This is a genomic window from Fictibacillus enclensis, assembly GCF_030123385.1.
GTDB lineage: Bacteria > Bacillota > Bacilli > Bacillales > Fictibacillaceae > Fictibacillus_C > Fictibacillus_C enclensis.
Map to the genome: position 1 here is coordinate 39507 of NZ_CP126109.1, position 17264 is coordinate 56770.

Consider the following 17264-nt stretch of genomic DNA (forward strand, 5'->3'; position numbering starts at 1 on the left):
AAGCCTGTGTATGAAGTAGTTGGTGTCCGTTTTAAAAAAGCGGGAAAAATATACTATTTCGATCCTGGCGACCTTGAAATCTTAAAGGATTCATTCGTAATTGTCGAAACAGCACGCGGTATTGAGTACGGGAAAGTCGTTATAGACAAGAAGCAAGTTGGGGAGAATGATGTTGTACTTCCTTTGAAAAGAGTCGTAAGAAATGCAAACGAAAAAGATACTCTTGCGGTGGAAGAAAACAAAAAAGCTGCCCAACAAGCCTTTCATCTTTGCACTGAGAAAATCACCGAGCATAAGCTGGATATGAAATTGGTGGATGTTGAGTATACGTTTGACCGAAATAAGGTTATTTTTTATTTCACAGCGGATGGACGCATCGATTTCCGTGAACTGGTTAAGGATCTTGCTTCCATTTTCAGAACACGGATTGAACTTCGTCAAATCGGTGTTCGCGATGAAGCAAAAATGCTTGGCGGAATCGGTCCATGCGGAAGAATGCTCTGCTGTTCAACTTTTCTTGGTGACTTTGAACCCGTCTCAATCAAGATGGCCAAAGATCAGAATCTCTCGCTGAATCCCGCGAAAATTTCTGGGCTTTGCGGCCGTTTAATGTGCTGTTTGAAGTATGAAAACGACTATTATGAAGAAGTCAAAAAAGAACTTCCGGATGTTGGCGAGTACATTGCTACTCCTGATGGAAGAGGTCGAGTGGTAGGATTGAATATGCTCGAGAAACTTGTGCAGGTCGATCTGCCTGAACTTGAAAAAGTAACAGAATACACAATTGATGAGCTCATGAAAGAAAAGGAATTATTTACGCAAGCTACAGAATAATGAGGTGGAAAGCACGTGGAGAAAGATCAAATTTTTTCCCGGGTGACCCATATGGAGCAGCAATTGGCAGCTTTAACGGAGCAAATTGGAGACTTAAAAGCAGACCTTGTCGCCTTATTGGAACAGAATCACAACCTGCAAATGGAAAATTACAATTTGCGAAGTGCTCTGAAACCACAGGAAAAAAAGGGATCCAAATCCTCTGTTAAAAAGCGGTCACTGTCACAAGAATCGGCAGATATCGGGGAAGGCTATGACAACTTGGCCAGGCTGTATCAAGAAGGATTTCATATTTGCAATCTGCATTACGGAAGTGTACGAACAGAGGGCGACTGCCTTTTCTGTCTTTCCTTCCTTAATAAAAAATAAGAGTCTTTCCAATGGGGAAGACTCTTTTCTGTTATAAGGGTAAAACTACGAAAAGAGTGATGAAATGGAGAGCCGGTTACAAGGAGACGAACGTCTGGATTATCTGGTGGATGAGTCCCTTAAAATTATTCAAAGCCCCAGCGTTTTTTCTTTTTCCCTGGATGCTGTATTGCTGAGCAGGTTTGCCTATATTCCCATCCAAAAAGGAAGAATTATTGACCTTTGCAGCGGGAATGGAGCCGTGGCACTGCTTTTAACCCAGCGTTCCAAAGCCCAAATTACAGGCGTGGAAATCCAGGAGCGGCTGAGCGATATGGCAAAAAGGAGTATTGTGCTGAACGGCCTTGAGGATCAGGTCAGCATGGTGACGGACAACATTGTCAATCTCCCGGAAAAATTGGGCCACGGCCGGTTTGATGCTGTCGTATGCAATCCTCCCTATTTTCCATCAGCTAATCGAAAAGACCATAATGAAAATGAACACCTAGCTGTTGCCAGGCATGAAATTTACTGTACGCTGGAAGATGTCGTTTCGGTCAGCAGTAAACTCGTGAAACAGGGCGGGAAGGTCACCTTTGTACACCGGCCGCAGCGTTTAATGGATATTTTAAGCACCATGAGGGCGTACCGGCTGGAGCCAAAGAGACTGCAATTTATCCATCCGAAAAAAGGCAGTGAAGCCAATATGCTGCTGATTGAAGGCATGAAGGATGGCAGACCGGATCTTCACATTCATTCGCCGCTTACTGTTTATGGAGAAGACGGCCAGTACACAGAAGAATTGAAAACTGTCTTTTACGGAAAATAAGAAGGAAGGAGGAATGAGTCATGTGGCAGCAAAAGAGCTATCAGGAACAACATGAAACAGGCGTACTCTACCTGGTTCCTACACCGATCGGCAATCTGGAGGATATAACATGCCGTGCCATTCGGATCTTGAAGGAAGCCGATTACATAGGGGCGGAAGACACACGGCAGACCAAAAAGCTTTGCAATTATTTCGAGATACAGACACCGCTTCTCAGCTATCATGAGCATAATAAAGAAGCAAGCGGCGTGAAGATGATCGACCGGTTAAAGGAAGGGAAGACCATCGCGATCGTATCCGATGCGGGAACGCCCGCCATTTCGGATCCAGGCTATGAGCTGGTGGTCAGCGCCTTAAAGGAGAACATTCCTGTGATTCCTTTGCCTGGAGCCAATGCGGCTCTGTCCTCTTTGATTGCGTCGGGGCTGGATACAAAGGACTTTTACTTCTATGGATTTCTTCCACGCGGAAAAAAAGAGAAACGGGAACAACTGGAGCGGTTGAAGTTCTACCCGTTTACCATAATCTTTTATGAATCTCCTCATCGATTAAAAGAAACGCTCTCAGTTTTGCATGAAGTGCTCGGAGATCGCCAGCTTTCGATGGCCAGAGAATTAACGAAGAAATATGAAGAGTTTATCAGAGGTACTTTGACGGAAGTTCTGGAATGGGCGAAAAACACAGAGATCCGAGGGGAATTTTGCCTCATTGTAGAAGGCTCGGAAAATGGACCGGGTGAAGAGAATGGGGAGACCGAATGGTGGGAACCGCTCACTATGGTTGAGCATGTCGAGCATTACATCGAACAGGAACAGCTAAAAAACAAAGATGCGATCAAACGGGCCGCAGCAGACAGGAACGTATCCAAGAGAGAAGTCTATCAGGCTTATCACGTCGAACAAGAACAAAATAACGGGATATAAAAAAAGCCTCCTGATCGACAGGAGGCCATTGTTTATTATTTTGAAGTTTGAAGTTGTTTTTGAAGTTCGTTCATGATTTCTTTTGCACCTTCTGGGCTAAGAATGATTTTCCCGCCAGCTAGTGAGTAGTTATCATCAGAAACTTCACCTGTAACAGCACATGTCATGTTAGGCTTGTATTTTTTGAGGATGATGCGGTCATCATCAACATAAATTTCCAATGCGTCTTTTTCAGCAATTCCAAGAGTACGGCGTAATTCGATTGGAATTACCACACGTCCTAGCTCATCAACTTTACGAACAATACCTGTAGATTTCATTTTAGTAATCTCCTCCCGAATAGTAGAATATCTAAACCTAATTTTTATCTATATTTATATAATCGTCAGAATTCGACAAAATCTTACGGATTCATCATAACAATATTTCCAGATTAGGTCAACTATTTTGCAAATAAAAATTTCTCTATCTATTTACCTTGTTTTCCATAGATTCAATCATATCAGAATGTTGAAGAAAAAAGGTAAAAAAAGGCTTAGAATTTTATGTTTTATTTTCAAAATTCTTACTGGAAATTACGCTTGATAAATTCGTCAATTTTCGACAAAACTGACTTTTAAAAAATACCCTCTTAGCCTGTTCTTCCCTGCTCATCCTGTTTACCTTGACATCACTTTGTGGTATTAGGTATATTTTGAGTGAAGAAAAGAGCATAATGAAAGTATTTACATAAAGTGATTTCGCACCGGCTTTGTATTTTATGTCCCAGAAGAAACATTTTTTTACACTTTTTCTTATTTACCCAATCGAATAGGTGCGCTTTATCCTCACTTTTCCTGTAAATAACATGTCCCTCCTTATGCAGGGGCTTTTTTCATAGTTTATTAAATTTTTATACCGGAGGAATTTATTATGGGAGAAAAAACATTTTATATTACAACGCCTATATATTACCCTAGCGGAAAACTCCATATCGGGCATGCATATACAACCGTTGCGGGTGATGCTCTTGCGCGGTACAAGCGCTTAAAAGGCTACGATGTCATGTATTTGACAGGAACCGATGAACACGGCCAGAAGATTCAGCAAAAGGCAGAAGAAAACAATGTAAGTCCGCAGCAGTATGTGGATGAGATTGTTACAGGAATCAAGGAGCTGTGGGAAAAGCTTGATATTTCCTACGATGATTTCATTCGCACCACGGAAGTCCGACATAAGGAAAGTGTCGAAAAAATCTTCAAACAGCTGCTTGATCAGGGAGATATTTACCTTGGCGAGTATGAAGGCTGGTACTGTACGCCGTGTGAGTCCTTTTTTACGGAGACTCAGCTTGTTGACGGAAAATGCCCGGATTGCGGGCGAGAAGTTAAACGTGTAAAAGAAGAAAGCTATTTCTTTAAAATGAGCAAATATGCCGACCGGCTCCTTCAGTTTTATGAAGAGAACCCTGAATTTATCCAGCCGGAATCCCGAAAAAATGAAATGATTAATAACTTTATCAAGCCGGGTCTGGAGGATTTGGCGGTTTCCCGTACGTCATTTGATTGGGGCGTGAAGGTTCCGGGCAATCCGAAGCATGTGATCTATGTGTGGATTGATGCATTGTCCAACTATATTACAGCTCTTGGGTACGGCTCTGAAAATGACGAGAAGTATAAGAAATTCTGGCCGGCGAATGTCCATCTGGTGGGTAAAGAGATTGTGCGTTTCCATACCATCTACTGGCCGATCATGCTGATGGCACTCGATCTGCCGCTTCCGAAAAAAGTGTTTGCGCACGGATGGCTATTAATGAAGGACGGAAAAATGTCCAAGTCCAAAGGGAACGTGGTGGATCCGGTTACGCTGATCAACCGCTATGGCTTGGATGCGCTCCGCTACTATCTGCTTCGCGAAGTTCCGTTTGGTTCCGATGGGGTATTCACACCGGAAAGCTTCGTAGACCGAGTCAACCACGACCTTGCCAATGACCTTGGTAACCTTCTCAATCGAACGGTTGCCATGATCAATAAGTATTTTGACGGAGCACTTCCTGCCTATCAGGGCAATGTAACGGATTTTGATCAGAGCCTTGTTGATTTTGCTGAGGAAGCCGTCAGGAAAACGGAAGAATCTCTTGAAAACATGGAATTCTCAGTAGCGTTAAGCAGTATTTGGCAGCTAGTCAGCCGTACGAATAAATATATTGATGAAACACAGCCTTGGATTTTGGCCAAGAACGAAGAAAACAGGCAAGCCTTGGGTTCAGTAATGTACCACCTGGCGGAATCCATCCGTATCGTCTCCATCCTTATTCAGCCATTCCTGACGAATGCGCCTGCAAAGATCTGGAACCAGCTTGGCATCCAGGAAGGAGAGCTGACAGAATGGAATACAGTGTTTGAGTTTGGTAAGCTTCCTGGAGGAACAACTGTCCAAAAAGGAAACCCGATCTTCCCTCGGCTGGAAACAGAAGAAGAGGTCAGTTATATTAAACAATCAATGGGTGGTGCTCCTGCAGCGAAAGAGGAAGAAAAAGCAGAGGTTCCTGTAGTTGAAAAAGAAGAATCCGCTGAGATTTCGATTGATGATTTCATGAAAGTCGATCTTCGGGTGGCACAGGTCATTGAAGCAGAACCGGTAAAGAAGGCGGACAAGCTTTTAAAGCTTCAGCTTGACTTGGGCTATGAAAAAAGACAGGTTGTATCAGGAATCGCAAAATTCTACCGTCCCGAAGACCTTGTTGGACAAAAAGTCATCTGTGTGACAAATCTTAAACCGGTTAAATTGCGCGGGGAATTGTCAGAGGGCATGATTCTTGCCGGTTCGGCCGGTGACCAGCTTACATTGGCAACCGTTGATCAAAACTTGCCGAACGGTGCAAAAGTAAAATAGAACAGCGTCGAATGGGAAGCCTAAAAGGGCTTCCTTTTTTTGTATAAAAACGAAGAAAAAGAAGGGATAGGGCAGATTAATCCCTATATTTACCGCTGAATTTCCAGTATGTAATCATTCTGTAATGCAATTGTTATACGTACGACTTGGTGTTATAGGACAAAGGTATGATAAACTGTGAAAGTGTTATGGGAGGGTTATCTTCATGTTTGATACACACGCACATTTAAATGCAATTCAGTTTGAAGAAGATCTTGAAGACGTGATTCAAAGAGCTTTGGATGAAGGAATTTCACATATCGTGGTTGTCGGGTTCGATCAGCCGACAATCAAAGGCGCTCTAAAATTGGCTGATACATATGATTTTATCTATGCAGCTGTAGGATGGCACCCTGTTGATGCGGTGGATATGACACCGGAGGATCTGCAATGGATCGAAGAGCTTGCGGACCATCCGAAGGTCGTAGCCATTGGCGAAATGGGGCTGGACTATCATTGGGACAAATCGCCGAAGGACGTGCAGAAGCGCGTGTTCCGGCAGCAGATTCAACTGGCGAAAAAAGTGAAGCTACCGATTATCATTCATAACCGCGAGGCGACACAGGACGTGGTTGATATTCTGAGAGAAGAAGGAGCCGAAGAAGTCGGCGGAATCATGCATTGCTACAGCGGCAGTCTTGAAGTGGCAAAGGAATGCATGGAGATGAACTTTTATATTTCGTTTGGCGGTCCCGTGACCTTTAAAAACGCGAAGAAGCCAAAGGAAGTAGCCAAGGAGATTCCGATTGACAGGCTTTTGATTGAAACGGATTGCCCTTACTTAAGTCCTCACCCGCTCAGGGGAAAACGAAACGAACCATCCTATGTAAAGTATGTGGCGGAGGCCATAGCAGAATTAAGAGAAATACCTTTGGAAGATTTAGTTAAAAAAACGACCGAAAATGCGAAGCGCCTGTATCAGATCAGCGACTGAGTGCTCGGTCACATCAACGTTGAAAATCCAGCAATAGCAAGGGATGAGTGAAGGAAACGATAGGGAGGTTTCCCCGCTCTTCCCGCCCTGATTCAATCGATTAGTGGATGTTTGCCAATCAATTGAATATGAGGAGGGATTTGACAACGGAAAAATCTGCGATTATACTTCAATCTTTGTGAAGGGGGAATAGGTGACATGAACAGGAGCAAAGGAAAGCTTTTTTATGAATTTTTGACGAAAAAGCTCGTATTGGCTGCTGCCGCTATCATCGTTCTGGCTGTGACAACAGGTTTCGTAAGCTATGAAACTTCGAAAACAGATGTTTCCATCATGGTTGACGGAAAGAAGAAATCGTTTAGTTCGCACGCTGAAAATGTTAGGGATGCACTTTCTGATTATGGAATTAAACTAAACCGCCATGATGCGGTCACGCCAGGATTAAATGAGCCGCTCAAAGACGGCATGCAGATTGAATACACGCCTGCACACCGGGTGAACTTTACAGTTGACGGGGAAAAGCAGTCCGTGTGGTCAACAGCCGATACAGTAAAAGAATTTTTTGGTGAACGAGAAATCAGCGTAAACCAGCACGATAAATTACAACCTGCATTAAATACACCAATTGAAGACAAGCAGGAAATCAACCTGCAGCAAGCTGTCTCTGTGGACCTTGTTGTGGGAGGCAAGAAAAAGCAAGTTTGGACCACCTCGACTACGGTCGCTGACCTTTTAAAGCAAGATAAAGTAAAATTGGGAGATCTTGATCGCGTGAAACCTGCGAAAAAGACCGAACTTAAAGACGGATTGAAGATTAACGTAACCCGGGTGAAAAAGGTCACCGATGTAGTGGAGGAAGATACACCGTTTGCCACAGTTAAACACCAAGACGGAAAGTTGGCAAAGGGCAAGGAAAAAGTAGTGAAAGAGGGCTCAAAGGGCCGGCTTTCCAAAAAGTATGAGGTCGTACTTGAAAACGGGAAGGAAGTATCCCGCAAACTAAAAAGCAAAAAAACCCTGAAAGATAGTAAAGACAAAGTGATCGCTGTGGGAACAAAGATCGCACCAAAACCACAACCGAAGCCGAAAGCAAAACCGGTTGTCGTATCCCGCGGAAAGAGCAGCCCGTCTTCCTCTGGAGATAAGGAGCTGTATGTAACAAGCACAGCATATACGGCAAACTGTGCAGGGTGCACCGGTAAGACCGCAACAGGCGTGAACCTGCATGCGAACCCGAATGCGAAAGTAATTGCGGTCGACCCGAGCGTGATTCCGCTTGGCAGTAAAGTATATGTAGAAGGCTACGGTTACGCGGTTGCCGCTGATACAGGCGGAGCAATCAACGGAAACCGAATCGATGTATTCTTCTCCTCTCAGTCTCAAGCCGAACAATGGGGAAGAAAATCAGTAAAAGTAAAAGTTATTAAATAGATAATAAACAAAAGGAAGCAGGGGAGAGGCGTCCAACCCGGATCGGCGGGCACGGGCGGCAATCCTCTGCTTTTTATTTTCCTAAAAGGAAAGTAAGGGTATACTAGAAAGTAGTTTTTTGCATCATCTGGGAGGAAATTATGAAAATTAAAGAAGTAATCGTGGTAGAAGGAAAAAGTGATACCACTGTGATACAGAATGCAGTCAATGCGGATACCCTTGAAACAAATGGCTCTGAAATCAGCGAGGAGACGATTGAGCAAATCCGGCTTGCCCAGGAAAAGCGGGGAGTGATCATTTTTACCGATCCCGATTACCCCGGTGAACGCATTCGAAAAATCATCTCAAACAACGTACCAGGTTGCAAGCATGCCTTTCTTCCGAAACAAGAGGCCATCGCAAAGAATAAAAGAGGGCTCGGTGTGGAGCATGCATCCAAGGAATCCATCAGGGAAGCGCTCGATAATGTAAAGGAAGAATATATTGAAGAAGTGGAACGGATCACCTGGAATGATCTTGTTTCGGCCGGCCTGATCGGCGGACCAAAGGCAAAGGCCAGAAGAGAAAAACTGGGAAGGCGATTAAGGATTGGCTATATGAATGGCAAGCAGCTTCACAAGCGATTGATGATGTTTCAGATCACGGAAGAGCAGTTTGCTGATGCCATACTTGAAATACAACAGGAGGAGCGGGAATAATGAAGGATATCTCGAATCCGCAAAGCATGAAAGCCATTTTGAAGAAGCATGGCTTTACATTTAAAAAAAGTCTCGGTCAAAATTTCTTGATCGATCGCAATATATTGAATAACATCGTTGCTCAGGCAAACCTGACGGAACATTCCGGAGCGATTGAAATCGGACCTGGAATTGGTTCGCTCACCGAGCATATTGCCCGTCAATCACAAAAGGTCGTAGCGTTTGAAATTGACCAGCGGCTGTTGCCTATTTTAAGAGAAACACTCGCACCTTATCCTCACGTTAAAGTCATTCATTCGGATATTCTGGAAGCTGACGTGAATAAAGTGATTCAGGAAGAGTTTTCCGGCATTGAGGATATTATGGTGGTGGCGAACCTTCCTTATTATGTGACTACGCCCATCATCATGAAATTGCTTACCGAAAAGCTGCCCATCAGGGGTATTGTCTGCATGATTCAAAAGGAGGTGGCGGACAGGCTTGCGGCGAAACCGGGGACAAAAGAGTACAACTCCCTGTCCATCGCCGTCCAGTATTATGCGGAAGCTGAGACCGTCCTGAAGGTGCCGAAAACGGTTTTTGTGCCTGCACCGAATGTGGACTCGGCTGTGATCCGTCTGACGCTGCGTAAGGAGCCTCCGGTTCAGGTGCAGGATGAAGATTTCCTCTTTGAAGTCATTCGTTCTTCCTTTGCACAGCGACGAAAAACTCTTTGGAACAATCTGCTCAATAACCTTCCACTAAAAGAGAAGCGTGAAGAGCTCGAAAAGGTGTTCGGACACATTGAGATTGACCCTAAACGAAGGGGCGAGACCCTGACCATTCAGGAGTTTGCCAAGCTCGCAGATGCGTTGGCTCCTCTTTTAAAATGAGACTCATGTTTCGAATCCCGGTTACATATCTTTAATAAGAATATGGTAACTGGGATTTGTACTTTTTCCCAAACAGGGGGAGTTTGATGAAACTTGAGATTGGTGCAGTGGTTGGCAGAACATCTTATAATTGTGATTTGTTGTTCCGCATCGTAGGTTTTAATGAAGATAAAACAGTAGCTGACCTGGCAGGAGAGGAAATGCGTCTCTTGGCCGATGCTCCTGTCGCTGATCTCGTGACCATGTCGCAGCAGCAGCAGCATGAGAGGCGTCAGGAGGGCCAGGCAAAGGAAGAGTCTTCTTACAAGCTGTTCCGGCAGGATTATTATCTGCTCCGGCAAAAAAGGGAGTATCTCTCGACGAACGGTTACGAATATGATCAATCTTATTTTGAACTGCCCGGACGAGTGCTGCATGTGGATGGTGATCCTCTTTACCTCAGCAAATGCCTGGAATTATATAAACGGCTGGGTGTGCCGGTGTACGGAATTCATATCAAAGAGACGGAGATGCCGGAGAAAGTTCCGGCCCTTGTGGATGAGGTCCGTCCTGATATTCTTGTCATTACCGGACATGATGCGTATATGAAAAGCAAAGGCTCCATTGAGGATATGCAGGCCTACCGCCATACTAAGTTCTTTGTTCGGACGGTTAGGGAAATCCGCCGGAAATACCCGCAACTCGACCATCTCATGATATTTGCCGGTGCCTGTCAGTCCCATTTTGAATCGTTGATCAAAGCCGGCAGCAATTTTGCAAGTTCACCCGCACGAATTAATATTCATGCTCTGGACCCGGTCTATATTGTTTCAAAGATCAGTCTTACGTCATTTATGGATCATGTGAATGTGATGGACGTCCTGAGAAACACCCTTACGGGAAGGGAAGGTCTGGGCGGGGTCGAAACGAAAGGCTTCTTGCGGACTGGCATGCCGATCAAATCACAGACCTATATGCAATAAAAAGGCTTCCAGCCTGCAAAGAGCGGCCTGACTTATGCTGCTCCTCGCTGGAGGCTTTTTTGTGTTTTTTAAAAGTTTTTTGGTGCTCATACATAATTTTTACATTTGGCCACATAATAAAAGTGAAAAAAAGGATAATTTTTCATTGACATCCGAACTTCAAAATTGCTATAATTTTAGTTTTAATTTGACAAAAAGTAGCGATTTATGTTACAATTTGTCTAAGTGAGGTGGAGCCGATATGGGTAAAACAATAGTGGACATTAGACGAATTTTGGAGTCTAACGTGGGTAAAAGACTTTCTCTGAGAGCTAACGGAGGTCGTCGCAAAACGATTGAACGACTTGGTACCTTGGAAGAAACATACCCTGCCGTATTTATTATTAAACTGGATCAGGACACCAACGCTTTTGAACGTGTTTCTTACAGCTACGCTGACGTATTAACGGAAACCGTTGAACTTACTTTCTTAGAAGAATCCCAGGTGGTTAGCGGGCAGTAAGAATTCTTACTGCTTTTTTTTTATGCTTTTTTTCCAGCCACCTATTCATACATAACCATACCCCAATCGTAAAATACTAATCCATATCGCTTATTTTTTATATGAGAGGGGTTTGCATCATGAGCAGAAGACGTGGAATGATGTCTGAGCAATTCAAGATGGAGCTTGCCAAAGACCTTGGGTTTTATGATACGGTCCAGCAGGAAGGCTGGGGCGGCATCAAGGCCAAGGATGCAGGCAATATGGTGAAGCGTGCAATTGAGATCGCACAGCAGAACCTGTCCCGACAGCAATAAATACGCGAGTGCCGGAGCCATGCTCCGGTTTTTTTGTAGACCCTTTGCCGCAGTCTCTTTTCCATATAGAGGCTGCTCCGGATTTGTGATAGTATCAAATTATATATTAATAATATAGGGGAATCTTTATGAATGATAAAAAGATATCCATCAAAGCTCCGGCAAAAATCAATTTGTCTCTTGATGTTCTCGGTAAGCGGGAAGATGGGTACCATGAAGTTAAGATGATTATGACTACAGTGGATCTGGCGGACCGTGTGGAACTGACCCTCCTTGAGGAAAATAAAATTACGATCGAATCCACAGGCGGATTTGTGCCTCTTGACCAGCGGAATTTAGCATATCAGGCGGCAATGCTGCTGAAAGAGACGTTTGGGGTAAAGAAAGGTGTCGGAATACATATTTCCAAAAATATTCCGGTGGCCGCAGGACTGGCAGGGGGAAGCAGTGATGCCGCCGCAACACTGAAGGGCCTGAATGAACTCTGGGATCTGGGACTGACGATTGACGAAGTGGCTGTTCTCGGCGCGAAAATCGGTTCTGATGTTTCTTTTTGCGTGTATGGAGGCACAGCCATTGCAACCGGAAGAGGAGAGCATATTCAGCATATTAAACCGCCGCCGCCTTGCTGGGTGCTCCTCGCCAAGCCCCCAATCGGGGTTTCCACAGCTGAGGTCTACCGCAAGCTCAATGTTCAAAATATCGAGCATCCCGACATTGATGCAATGGTTCAGGCGATCGAAGGCTATGATTACGAGGCCATCTGCAAGGAGCTCGGGAATGTTCTTGAAACGGTCACTCTTCCACTGTATCCGGAAGTAAAGCAAATTAAGGATCAGATGCACCGGCTCGGCGCAGACGGAGTGCTGATGAGCGGCAGCGGCCCTACCGTATTTGGGCTGTTTCAGCATGAATCCCGTGTGAACCGTGTCTATAACGGACTGAGAGGATTTTGTACGGAAGTATATGCTGTACGTCTATTGGGTGAAGGACAGGAAGACTTTAAGGACTCCATTCGGGAAAAATAGTGAATCAGAACAACCATTTAAATTCAAATTCCCGCTTAATTTTAAGGATTTCCATTTCTTTGTTGATAAAAACCGTATGAAAATGGTATATTAACTTCAAATATTCGGTTTTTGGAGGAAAAGGATGAAATTAAAAAGAAGCGGAAGAATGGTTGATCTCACCACCTATTTATTGCAGCATCCGCATCAGTTAATTCCACTGTCTTATTTTGTAGAACGGTATCAATCTGCCAAATCATCCATCAGTGAGGATCTGGCCATTATCAAGGAAAACTTTGAATACCAGGGAATCGGCTCAATCATTACCGTTGCCGGTGCGGCAGGCGGTGTTAAATACATTCCGTCGATTTCAAAGGAAGAAGCGTCAGGCATCATCCATGAAATCATTGATATGCTTGAGGATCCGGAACGGCTGTTGCCAGGAGGATATTTATATTTAACAGATATCATTGGTAATCCCAACCTGGTCAATCAAGTGGGGCGCCTGTTTTCCTCTGTCTTTTCCCACCAAAAGATTGATGCAGTCATGACCGTGGCAACCAAGGGAATTCCACTCGCCTATGCAGTGGCTTCGCAGCTTAATGTTCCTGTAGTGATCGTAAGAAGCAACAGCAGGGTTACAGAGGGCTCCACGGTAAGCATCAATTATGTTTCAGGTTCCACAAAGCGCATCCAGACGATGGCACTGGCGAGAAGAAGCATCCAAAAAGGCGCCAATGTCCTGATCATTGATGATTTTATGAAAGCCGGCGGAACGATTCGTGGCATGATTAGTCTGATCAAAGAGTTTCAGGCTGAAGTCGCGGGAATTGGCGTGCTTGTGGAAGCACAGGATGGGGCAGAACGACTGGTGGACGATTATGTGTCACTCACCAGACTGGCAAGTGTTAATGAAAAAGAACAGCGAATAGAGGTCGAAGAAGGGAACTATTTCAACCAAAAGGAGACGAACGAACAATGAATAAGGTACAGACTGAAAAAGCACCAGCAGCCATTGGTCCATATGTACAGGGAATGGTTGTGAACAATCTTTTCTACAGTTCGGGACAAATTCCATTGACCGCAGAGGGGGAAATCGTTGAGGGAGGTATTGAAGTCCAAACTCACCAGGTATTCAAAAATTTGGCTGCTGTGCTGGATGCAGCAGGCTCTTCCTTTGACCAGGTTGTGAAAACGACCGTCTTTATTAAAAATATGGATGACTTCGGTAAAATCAACGAAATCTACGGAGAATATTTCTCGGACCATAAACCTGCCCGCTCTTGCGTGGAAGTGGCACGCCTGCCAAAGGACGTTCAAATTGAAATCGAAGTCATTGCACTCGTCAGGTCCTAAAAAAGATGATCTAGAAGATAGGAAAATAGCACCTTTTCATTTGAAAAGGTGCTGTTTTTTATTTCACAAAATTTTTTAAAAATTTTCATATTAATAGAAGGATTTTGCAAGGAAATGAAGAAATGTTGTTATACGTTCTTATTTATGGAAAAAGGTGGTGTTTGGAATGGAAGTGACTGATGTACGACTAAGAAGGGTGAACACTGAGGGCCGAATGAAAGCGATTGCTTCAATTACAATCGATCATGAGTTTGTTATTCATGATATACGTGTGATTGATGGAAACAACGGAATGTTTGTTGCTATGCCTAGCAAAAGAACCCCGGATGGGGAATTTAGAGATATTGCTCACCCAATCACGTCGAGTACACGCGAGAAGATTCAAAACGCGGTATTGACGGAGTATCACAGAATGGGTGAAATGGAATCTGCTTTTGAAGAAGCAGGAGCATCCTGATAATTAATGATTAAAAGAACTCCTTACCAAAATGGGGGTTCTTTTTTTTAGTGTTCTTTACGCCCTTTTTGCCGTCTGCCTTCCAGACTGTGCCAGCTGCCTTCCGTTTTTGAGCAAGGCGCTTCCGCTTTTTAACGAATCCAGCTCCAGCGACCAAAGCCTCTGCCGTTTCGCACTCCCAACACAACACAAAGAACGTGTTGATGTGTGAGTCCTCCAACGTCTATCGGCTTTAAACGGCCGCTGTCCGCTTTTTAACGAATCCAGCTCCGGCGCCTAAAAGCTCTGCCGTTTCGCTTTCTCACAAAATACAGAAGAACGTATTGTGTTCGAAAACTCCAACGTCTGTCGCTTTTGAGCAAGGCGCTTCCGCTTTTTAACAATCCCTTGACAACTTCTTCACATTCCTTGAAATGGCTTTGATTATAAGATATATTCGTAATGGAATATTACCAGAATAATAGTAAATACTAGTGGAGGTCATTTATGAGTAATCGCTATGCAGTAGTGTTAGCTGCAGGTCAAGGAACAAGAATGAAATCCAGTCTATATAAAGTACTACATCCTGTCTGTGGCAAACCGATGGTACAACATGTGGTCGATCAGATCTCTCAGCTAGACATGAAGAAGATCGTAACAGTGGTAGGCCACGGAGCTGAAAAAGTAAAAGACCAGCTAGGAGACGCTTCAGCGTATGTTCTTCAGGAAGAGCAGCTTGGAACGGCACATGCTGTAATGCAAGCGGAAGAAACGTTGTCCAACGAGGAAGGCATTACGCTCGTGGTATGCGGAGACACGCCTCTGATTACTGCACAGACCATGCAAAAACTGATTGATGAACACCAGGCTGCCGGAGCAAAAGTCAGCATTTTGACTGCAAAAGCGGAAGATCCTGCAGGCTACGGCCGGGTGCTTCGCAATGCAAGCGGGACGGTTGAGCGGATCGTTGAGCACAAAGACGCAACAGACGAAGAGAAATTGGTGCAAGAAATCAATACTGGAACCTACTGCTTCGATAACAAGTCCTTATTTGAGGCTCTTTCTTCTGTCAACAATGATAATTCCCAAGGCGAATACTACCTTCCGGATGTCATTGAAATCATTCAGAAGCAGGGTGAAACCGTAGCGGCTTACCAAACACCTTCGTTTGATGAAACGCTTGGTGTTAATGACCGTGTCGCACTTTCGCAAGCAGAGAAAACGATGAAAAAACGAATTAATGAAAACCACATGAGAAATGGTGTCACACTCGTGGACCCGGATCAGACCTATATTTCTGCAGATGCTGTCATTGGCAGGGATACCGTTATTTATCCAGGCACCATGATTACCGGAACCTCGCGAATTGGCGATAACAACATCATTGGCCCAAACAGCGAGATCAAGGACAGCACGATTGGAAATGGCAACACCATCAAGCAATCAGTGGTCCATGACAGTGAAGTGGGGAATGAAGTCAATATCGGGCCATTTGCCCATGTGCGTCCGGCATCTTCCATTGAAGATCAAGTGAAAATCGGGAACTTTGTGGAAGTGAAAAAATCAGTAATGGCTCAAGGCAGCAAGGCATCCCACCTTACCTATGTGGGAGATGCAGAAATTGGCAGAGATGTTAACCTCGGCTGCGGCACAATTATGGTAAACTATGATGGGGTAAACAAACACCTCACCAAAGTGGAAGACGGCGCATTCATTGGCTGCAATTCCAATTTGATTGCTCCTGTGACAGTGGGGAAAAATGCGTATGTAGCCGCTGGATCTACCATTACGGAAGATGTTCCCGCGGAGGCACTTTCAATTGCCAGAAGCCGTCAGACGAACAAAGAAAATTATGTTTCCAAATCCAGAAACAACAATAAAGCGTAATGCTTTCAAAATAATTGAGCAAGCAGTTAAAAACGGAAGGAATAGGTGTTAATGGCTACTAGTTATGTTGATTCTACGTTAAAGGTTTTTACGTTAAATTCCAATATCGAACTCGCCCAGGAAATTGCAAAGCATATCGGTATTGATCTTGGAAAAAGCTCCGTCACTACCTTCAGTGATGGCGAAGTTCAAATTAATATTGAAGAAAGCATCCGTGGCAGTGAGGTTTATATTATTCAATCGACAAGCGACCCGGTGAACGAGCATCTGATGGAACTTCTTATCATGATTGATGCACTCAAGCGTGCTTCAGCGAAAACGATCAATGTGGTTATTCCGTACTACGGATATGCACGTCAGGATCGTAAAGCGCGCGCCCGTGAACCCATTACAGCAAAACTAGTAGCAAACCTTCTTGAAACCGCTGGCGCAACAAGATTGATTACGATCGATCTTCATGCTACCCAAATTCAAGGCTTTTTCGATATCCCGGTGGACCAGCTTCTTGGTGTTCCGATTCTTGCCAATTATTTTGAAGATAAAAAACTTGAAGATATTGTTGTCGTTTCACCGGACCACGGTGGTGTGACACGTGCCCGTAAAATGGCAGACCGCCTGAAAGCTCCGATCGCCATTATTGATAAGCGCCGTCCGCGCCCGAATGTGGTAGAGGTCATGAATATTGTTGGTAATATTGAAGGCAAAACAGCCATTTTGATTGATGACATTATTGATACCGCCGGAACGATCACGCTTGCAGCAAATGCACTTGTGGAAAATGGGGCGAAGGAAGTATATGCCTGCTGTACCCACCCGGTGCTCTCTGGTCCGGCCATTGAGCGTATTCAAAACTCACGCATCAAAGAGCTTGTAGTTACCAACACGATCGTATTGCCGGAAGAAAAACGCACAGACAAAGTGACACAGCTTTCTGTGGCGCCATTGCTTGGTGAAGCAATTATCCGTGTGCATGAGCAGCTTTCCGTTTCCAAATTGTTTGATTAAGGCCAGGTAATCTTTAGGTCAAGGTTTTTTG

Annotated in this window: 19 protein-coding genes; 18 read left to right on the forward strand and 1 reads right to left on the reverse strand. The window is 44.4% G+C overall.

Features of this window, described 5'->3' with window-relative positions; all coding sequences use genetic code 11:
- The first annotated feature begins 6 nt into the window (after nt 1–6).
- The 4 genes from QNH15_RS00190 to rsmI all read left to right on the forward strand — a co-directional run bounded on the left by QNH15_RS00190 (nt 7) and on the right by rsmI (nt 2934).
- Nucleotides 7–834 carry a PSP1 domain-containing protein gene (locus QNH15_RS00190; RefSeq protein ID WP_061975993.1) on the forward strand — a complete coding sequence of 276 codons (828 nt, stop codon included), beginning with the start codon at nt 7–9 and terminating at the stop codon, nt 832–834.
- Nucleotides 835–849: 15 nt separating this feature from the next.
- A complete protein-coding gene (gene yabA / locus QNH15_RS00195) occupies nt 850–1203 on the forward strand; it encodes a DNA replication initiation control protein YabA (protein ID WP_061975991.1) in 354 nt (117 codons plus the stop codon).
- A gap of 64 nt (nt 1204–1267) precedes the next feature.
- Nucleotides 1268–2011, forward strand: coding sequence for a tRNA1(Val) (adenine(37)-N6)-methyltransferase (locus QNH15_RS00200; protein ID WP_283891782.1), 744 nt, complete (start codon nt 1268–1270; stop codon nt 2009–2011).
- 20 nt (nt 2012–2031) lie between these two features.
- Nucleotides 2032–2934, forward strand: coding sequence for a 16S rRNA (cytidine(1402)-2'-O)-methyltransferase (rsmI, locus tag QNH15_RS00205; protein ID WP_283891784.1), 903 nt, complete (start codon nt 2032–2034; stop codon nt 2932–2934).
- A 35-nt stretch (nt 2935–2969) separates the two neighbouring features.
- Here the strand turns inward: rsmI and abrB are convergent, their stop codons facing one another.
- Nucleotides 2970–3254, reverse strand: coding sequence for a transition state genes transcriptional regulator AbrB (abrB, locus tag QNH15_RS00210; protein WP_061975985.1), 285 nt, complete (start codon nt 3252–3254; stop codon nt 2970–2972).
- 592 nt (nt 3255–3846) lie between these two features.
- Here abrB and metG point away from each other — a divergent pair.
- The 14 genes from metG (at nt 3847) to QNH15_RS00280 (ending at nt 17233) form a co-directional block, all read left to right on the forward strand.
- The gene (gene metG / locus QNH15_RS00215; RefSeq protein WP_283891786.1) at nt 3847–5808 is read left to right on the forward strand and encodes a methionine--tRNA ligase; all 1962 of its coding nucleotides are present in this window, start codon (nt 3847–3849) and stop codon (nt 5806–5808) included.
- A 205-nt stretch (nt 5809–6013) separates the two neighbouring features.
- Nucleotides 6014–6781, forward strand: coding sequence for a TatD family hydrolase (locus QNH15_RS00220; RefSeq protein ID WP_283891787.1), 768 nt, complete (start codon nt 6014–6016; stop codon nt 6779–6781).
- A gap of 198 nt (nt 6782–6979) precedes the next feature.
- Nucleotides 6980–8212, forward strand: a complete 1233-nt coding sequence (locus tag QNH15_RS00225; RefSeq protein ID WP_129478588.1) for a G5 and 3D domain-containing protein — start codon at nt 6980–6982, stop codon at nt 8210–8212.
- 140 nt (nt 8213–8352) lie between these two features.
- On the forward strand, nt 8353–8910 hold the full coding sequence (gene rnmV / locus QNH15_RS00230; protein WP_061975977.1) for a ribonuclease M5: 558 nt from the start codon (nt 8353–8355) through the stop codon (nt 8908–8910).
- Nucleotides 8907–9782: a 16S rRNA (adenine(1518)-N(6)/adenine(1519)-N(6))-dimethyltransferase RsmA gene (gene rsmA, locus QNH15_RS00235; protein ID WP_283895376.1), complete on the forward strand. Its 876-nt coding sequence runs from the start codon at nt 8907–8909 to the stop codon at nt 9780–9782. Before rnmV ends, rsmA begins: the two co-directional genes overlap by 4 nt.
- A gap of 86 nt (nt 9783–9868) precedes the next feature.
- Complete coding sequence (gene yabG / locus QNH15_RS00240; protein WP_061975973.1) at nt 9869–10744, forward strand: sporulation peptidase YabG; 876 nt, start codon at nt 9869–9871, stop codon at nt 10742–10744.
- Between the two features lie 241 nt (nt 10745–10985).
- Nucleotides 10986–11246 (forward strand): biofilm formation stimulator Veg, encoded by a 261-nt coding sequence (veg, locus tag QNH15_RS00245; protein WP_061975971.1) that lies wholly within the window; start codon nt 10986–10988, stop codon nt 11244–11246.
- 119 nt (nt 11247–11365) lie between these two features.
- The gene (locus QNH15_RS00250) at nt 11366–11542 is read left to right on the forward strand and encodes a small, acid-soluble spore protein, alpha/beta type (protein WP_283891793.1); all 177 of its coding nucleotides are present in this window, start codon (nt 11366–11368) and stop codon (nt 11540–11542) included.
- A 128-nt stretch (nt 11543–11670) separates the two neighbouring features.
- Nucleotides 11671–12570, forward strand: a complete 900-nt coding sequence (gene ispE, locus QNH15_RS00255; protein ID WP_283891795.1) for a 4-(cytidine 5'-diphospho)-2-C-methyl-D-erythritol kinase — start codon at nt 11671–11673, stop codon at nt 12568–12570.
- Nucleotides 12571–12694: 124 nt separating this feature from the next.
- Nucleotides 12695–13531, forward strand: a complete 837-nt coding sequence (gene purR, locus QNH15_RS00260; protein ID WP_283891797.1) for a pur operon repressor — start codon at nt 12695–12697, stop codon at nt 13529–13531.
- A complete protein-coding gene (locus tag QNH15_RS00265; RefSeq protein ID WP_061975964.1) occupies nt 13528–13905 on the forward strand; it encodes a RidA family protein in 378 nt (125 codons plus the stop codon). Before purR ends, QNH15_RS00265 begins: the two co-directional genes overlap by 4 nt.
- A gap of 166 nt (nt 13906–14071) precedes the next feature.
- On the forward strand, nt 14072–14362 hold the full coding sequence (spoVG, locus tag QNH15_RS00270) for a septation regulator SpoVG (protein WP_053356264.1): 291 nt from the start codon (nt 14072–14074) through the stop codon (nt 14360–14362).
- 486 nt (nt 14363–14848) lie between these two features.
- On the forward strand, nt 14849–16228 hold the full coding sequence (gene glmU / locus QNH15_RS00275; RefSeq protein ID WP_283891802.1) for a bifunctional UDP-N-acetylglucosamine diphosphorylase/glucosamine-1-phosphate N-acetyltransferase GlmU: 1380 nt from the start codon (nt 14849–14851) through the stop codon (nt 16226–16228).
- Nucleotides 16229–16279: 51 nt separating this feature from the next.
- Entirely contained in the window at nt 16280–17233 is a 954-nt protein-coding gene (locus QNH15_RS00280) for a ribose-phosphate diphosphokinase (RefSeq protein WP_061975960.1), read from the forward strand.
- Nucleotides 17234–17264: the final 31 nt, after the last annotated feature.

What these genes read in the sequence shown, in the direction of transcription:
- QNH15_RS00200 (WP_283891782.1), top strand. Translation starts at nt 1,268, where the DNA reads ATGGAGAGCCGGTTACAAGGAGACGAACGTCTGGATTATCTGGTGGAT.
- rsmI (WP_283891784.1), top strand. Translation starts at nt 2,032, where the DNA reads ATGTGGCAGCAAAAGAGCTATCAGGAACAACATGAAACAGGCGTACTC.
- abrB (WP_061975985.1), bottom strand. Translation starts at nt 3,254, where the DNA reads ATGAAATCTACAGGTATTGTTCGTAAAGTTGATGAGCTAGGACGTGTG.
- metG (WP_283891786.1), top strand. Translation starts at nt 3,847, where the DNA reads ATGGGAGAAAAAACATTTTATATTACAACGCCTATATATTACCCTAGC.
- QNH15_RS00220 (WP_283891787.1), top strand. Translation starts at nt 6,014, where the DNA reads ATGTTTGATACACACGCACATTTAAATGCAATTCAGTTTGAAGAAGAT.
- QNH15_RS00225 (WP_129478588.1), top strand. Translation starts at nt 6,980, where the DNA reads ATGAACAGGAGCAAAGGAAAGCTTTTTTATGAATTTTTGACGAAAAAG.
- rnmV (WP_061975977.1), top strand. Translation starts at nt 8,353, where the DNA reads ATGAAAATTAAAGAAGTAATCGTGGTAGAAGGAAAAAGTGATACCACT.
- yabG (WP_061975973.1), top strand. Translation starts at nt 9,869, where the DNA reads ATGAAACTTGAGATTGGTGCAGTGGTTGGCAGAACATCTTATAATTGT.
- veg (WP_061975971.1), top strand. Translation starts at nt 10,986, where the DNA reads ATGGGTAAAACAATAGTGGACATTAGACGAATTTTGGAGTCTAACGTG.
- QNH15_RS00250 (WP_283891793.1), top strand. Translation starts at nt 11,366, where the DNA reads ATGAGCAGAAGACGTGGAATGATGTCTGAGCAATTCAAGATGGAGCTT.
- ispE (WP_283891795.1), top strand. Translation starts at nt 11,671, where the DNA reads ATGAATGATAAAAAGATATCCATCAAAGCTCCGGCAAAAATCAATTTG.
- purR (WP_283891797.1), top strand. Translation starts at nt 12,695, where the DNA reads ATGAAATTAAAAAGAAGCGGAAGAATGGTTGATCTCACCACCTATTTA.
- QNH15_RS00265 (WP_061975964.1), top strand. Translation starts at nt 13,528, where the DNA reads ATGAATAAGGTACAGACTGAAAAAGCACCAGCAGCCATTGGTCCATAT.
- spoVG (WP_053356264.1), top strand. Translation starts at nt 14,072, where the DNA reads ATGGAAGTGACTGATGTACGACTAAGAAGGGTGAACACTGAGGGCCGA.
- glmU (WP_283891802.1), top strand. Translation starts at nt 14,849, where the DNA reads ATGAGTAATCGCTATGCAGTAGTGTTAGCTGCAGGTCAAGGAACAAGA.
- QNH15_RS00280 (WP_061975960.1), top strand. Translation starts at nt 16,280, where the DNA reads ATGGCTACTAGTTATGTTGATTCTACGTTAAAGGTTTTTACGTTAAAT.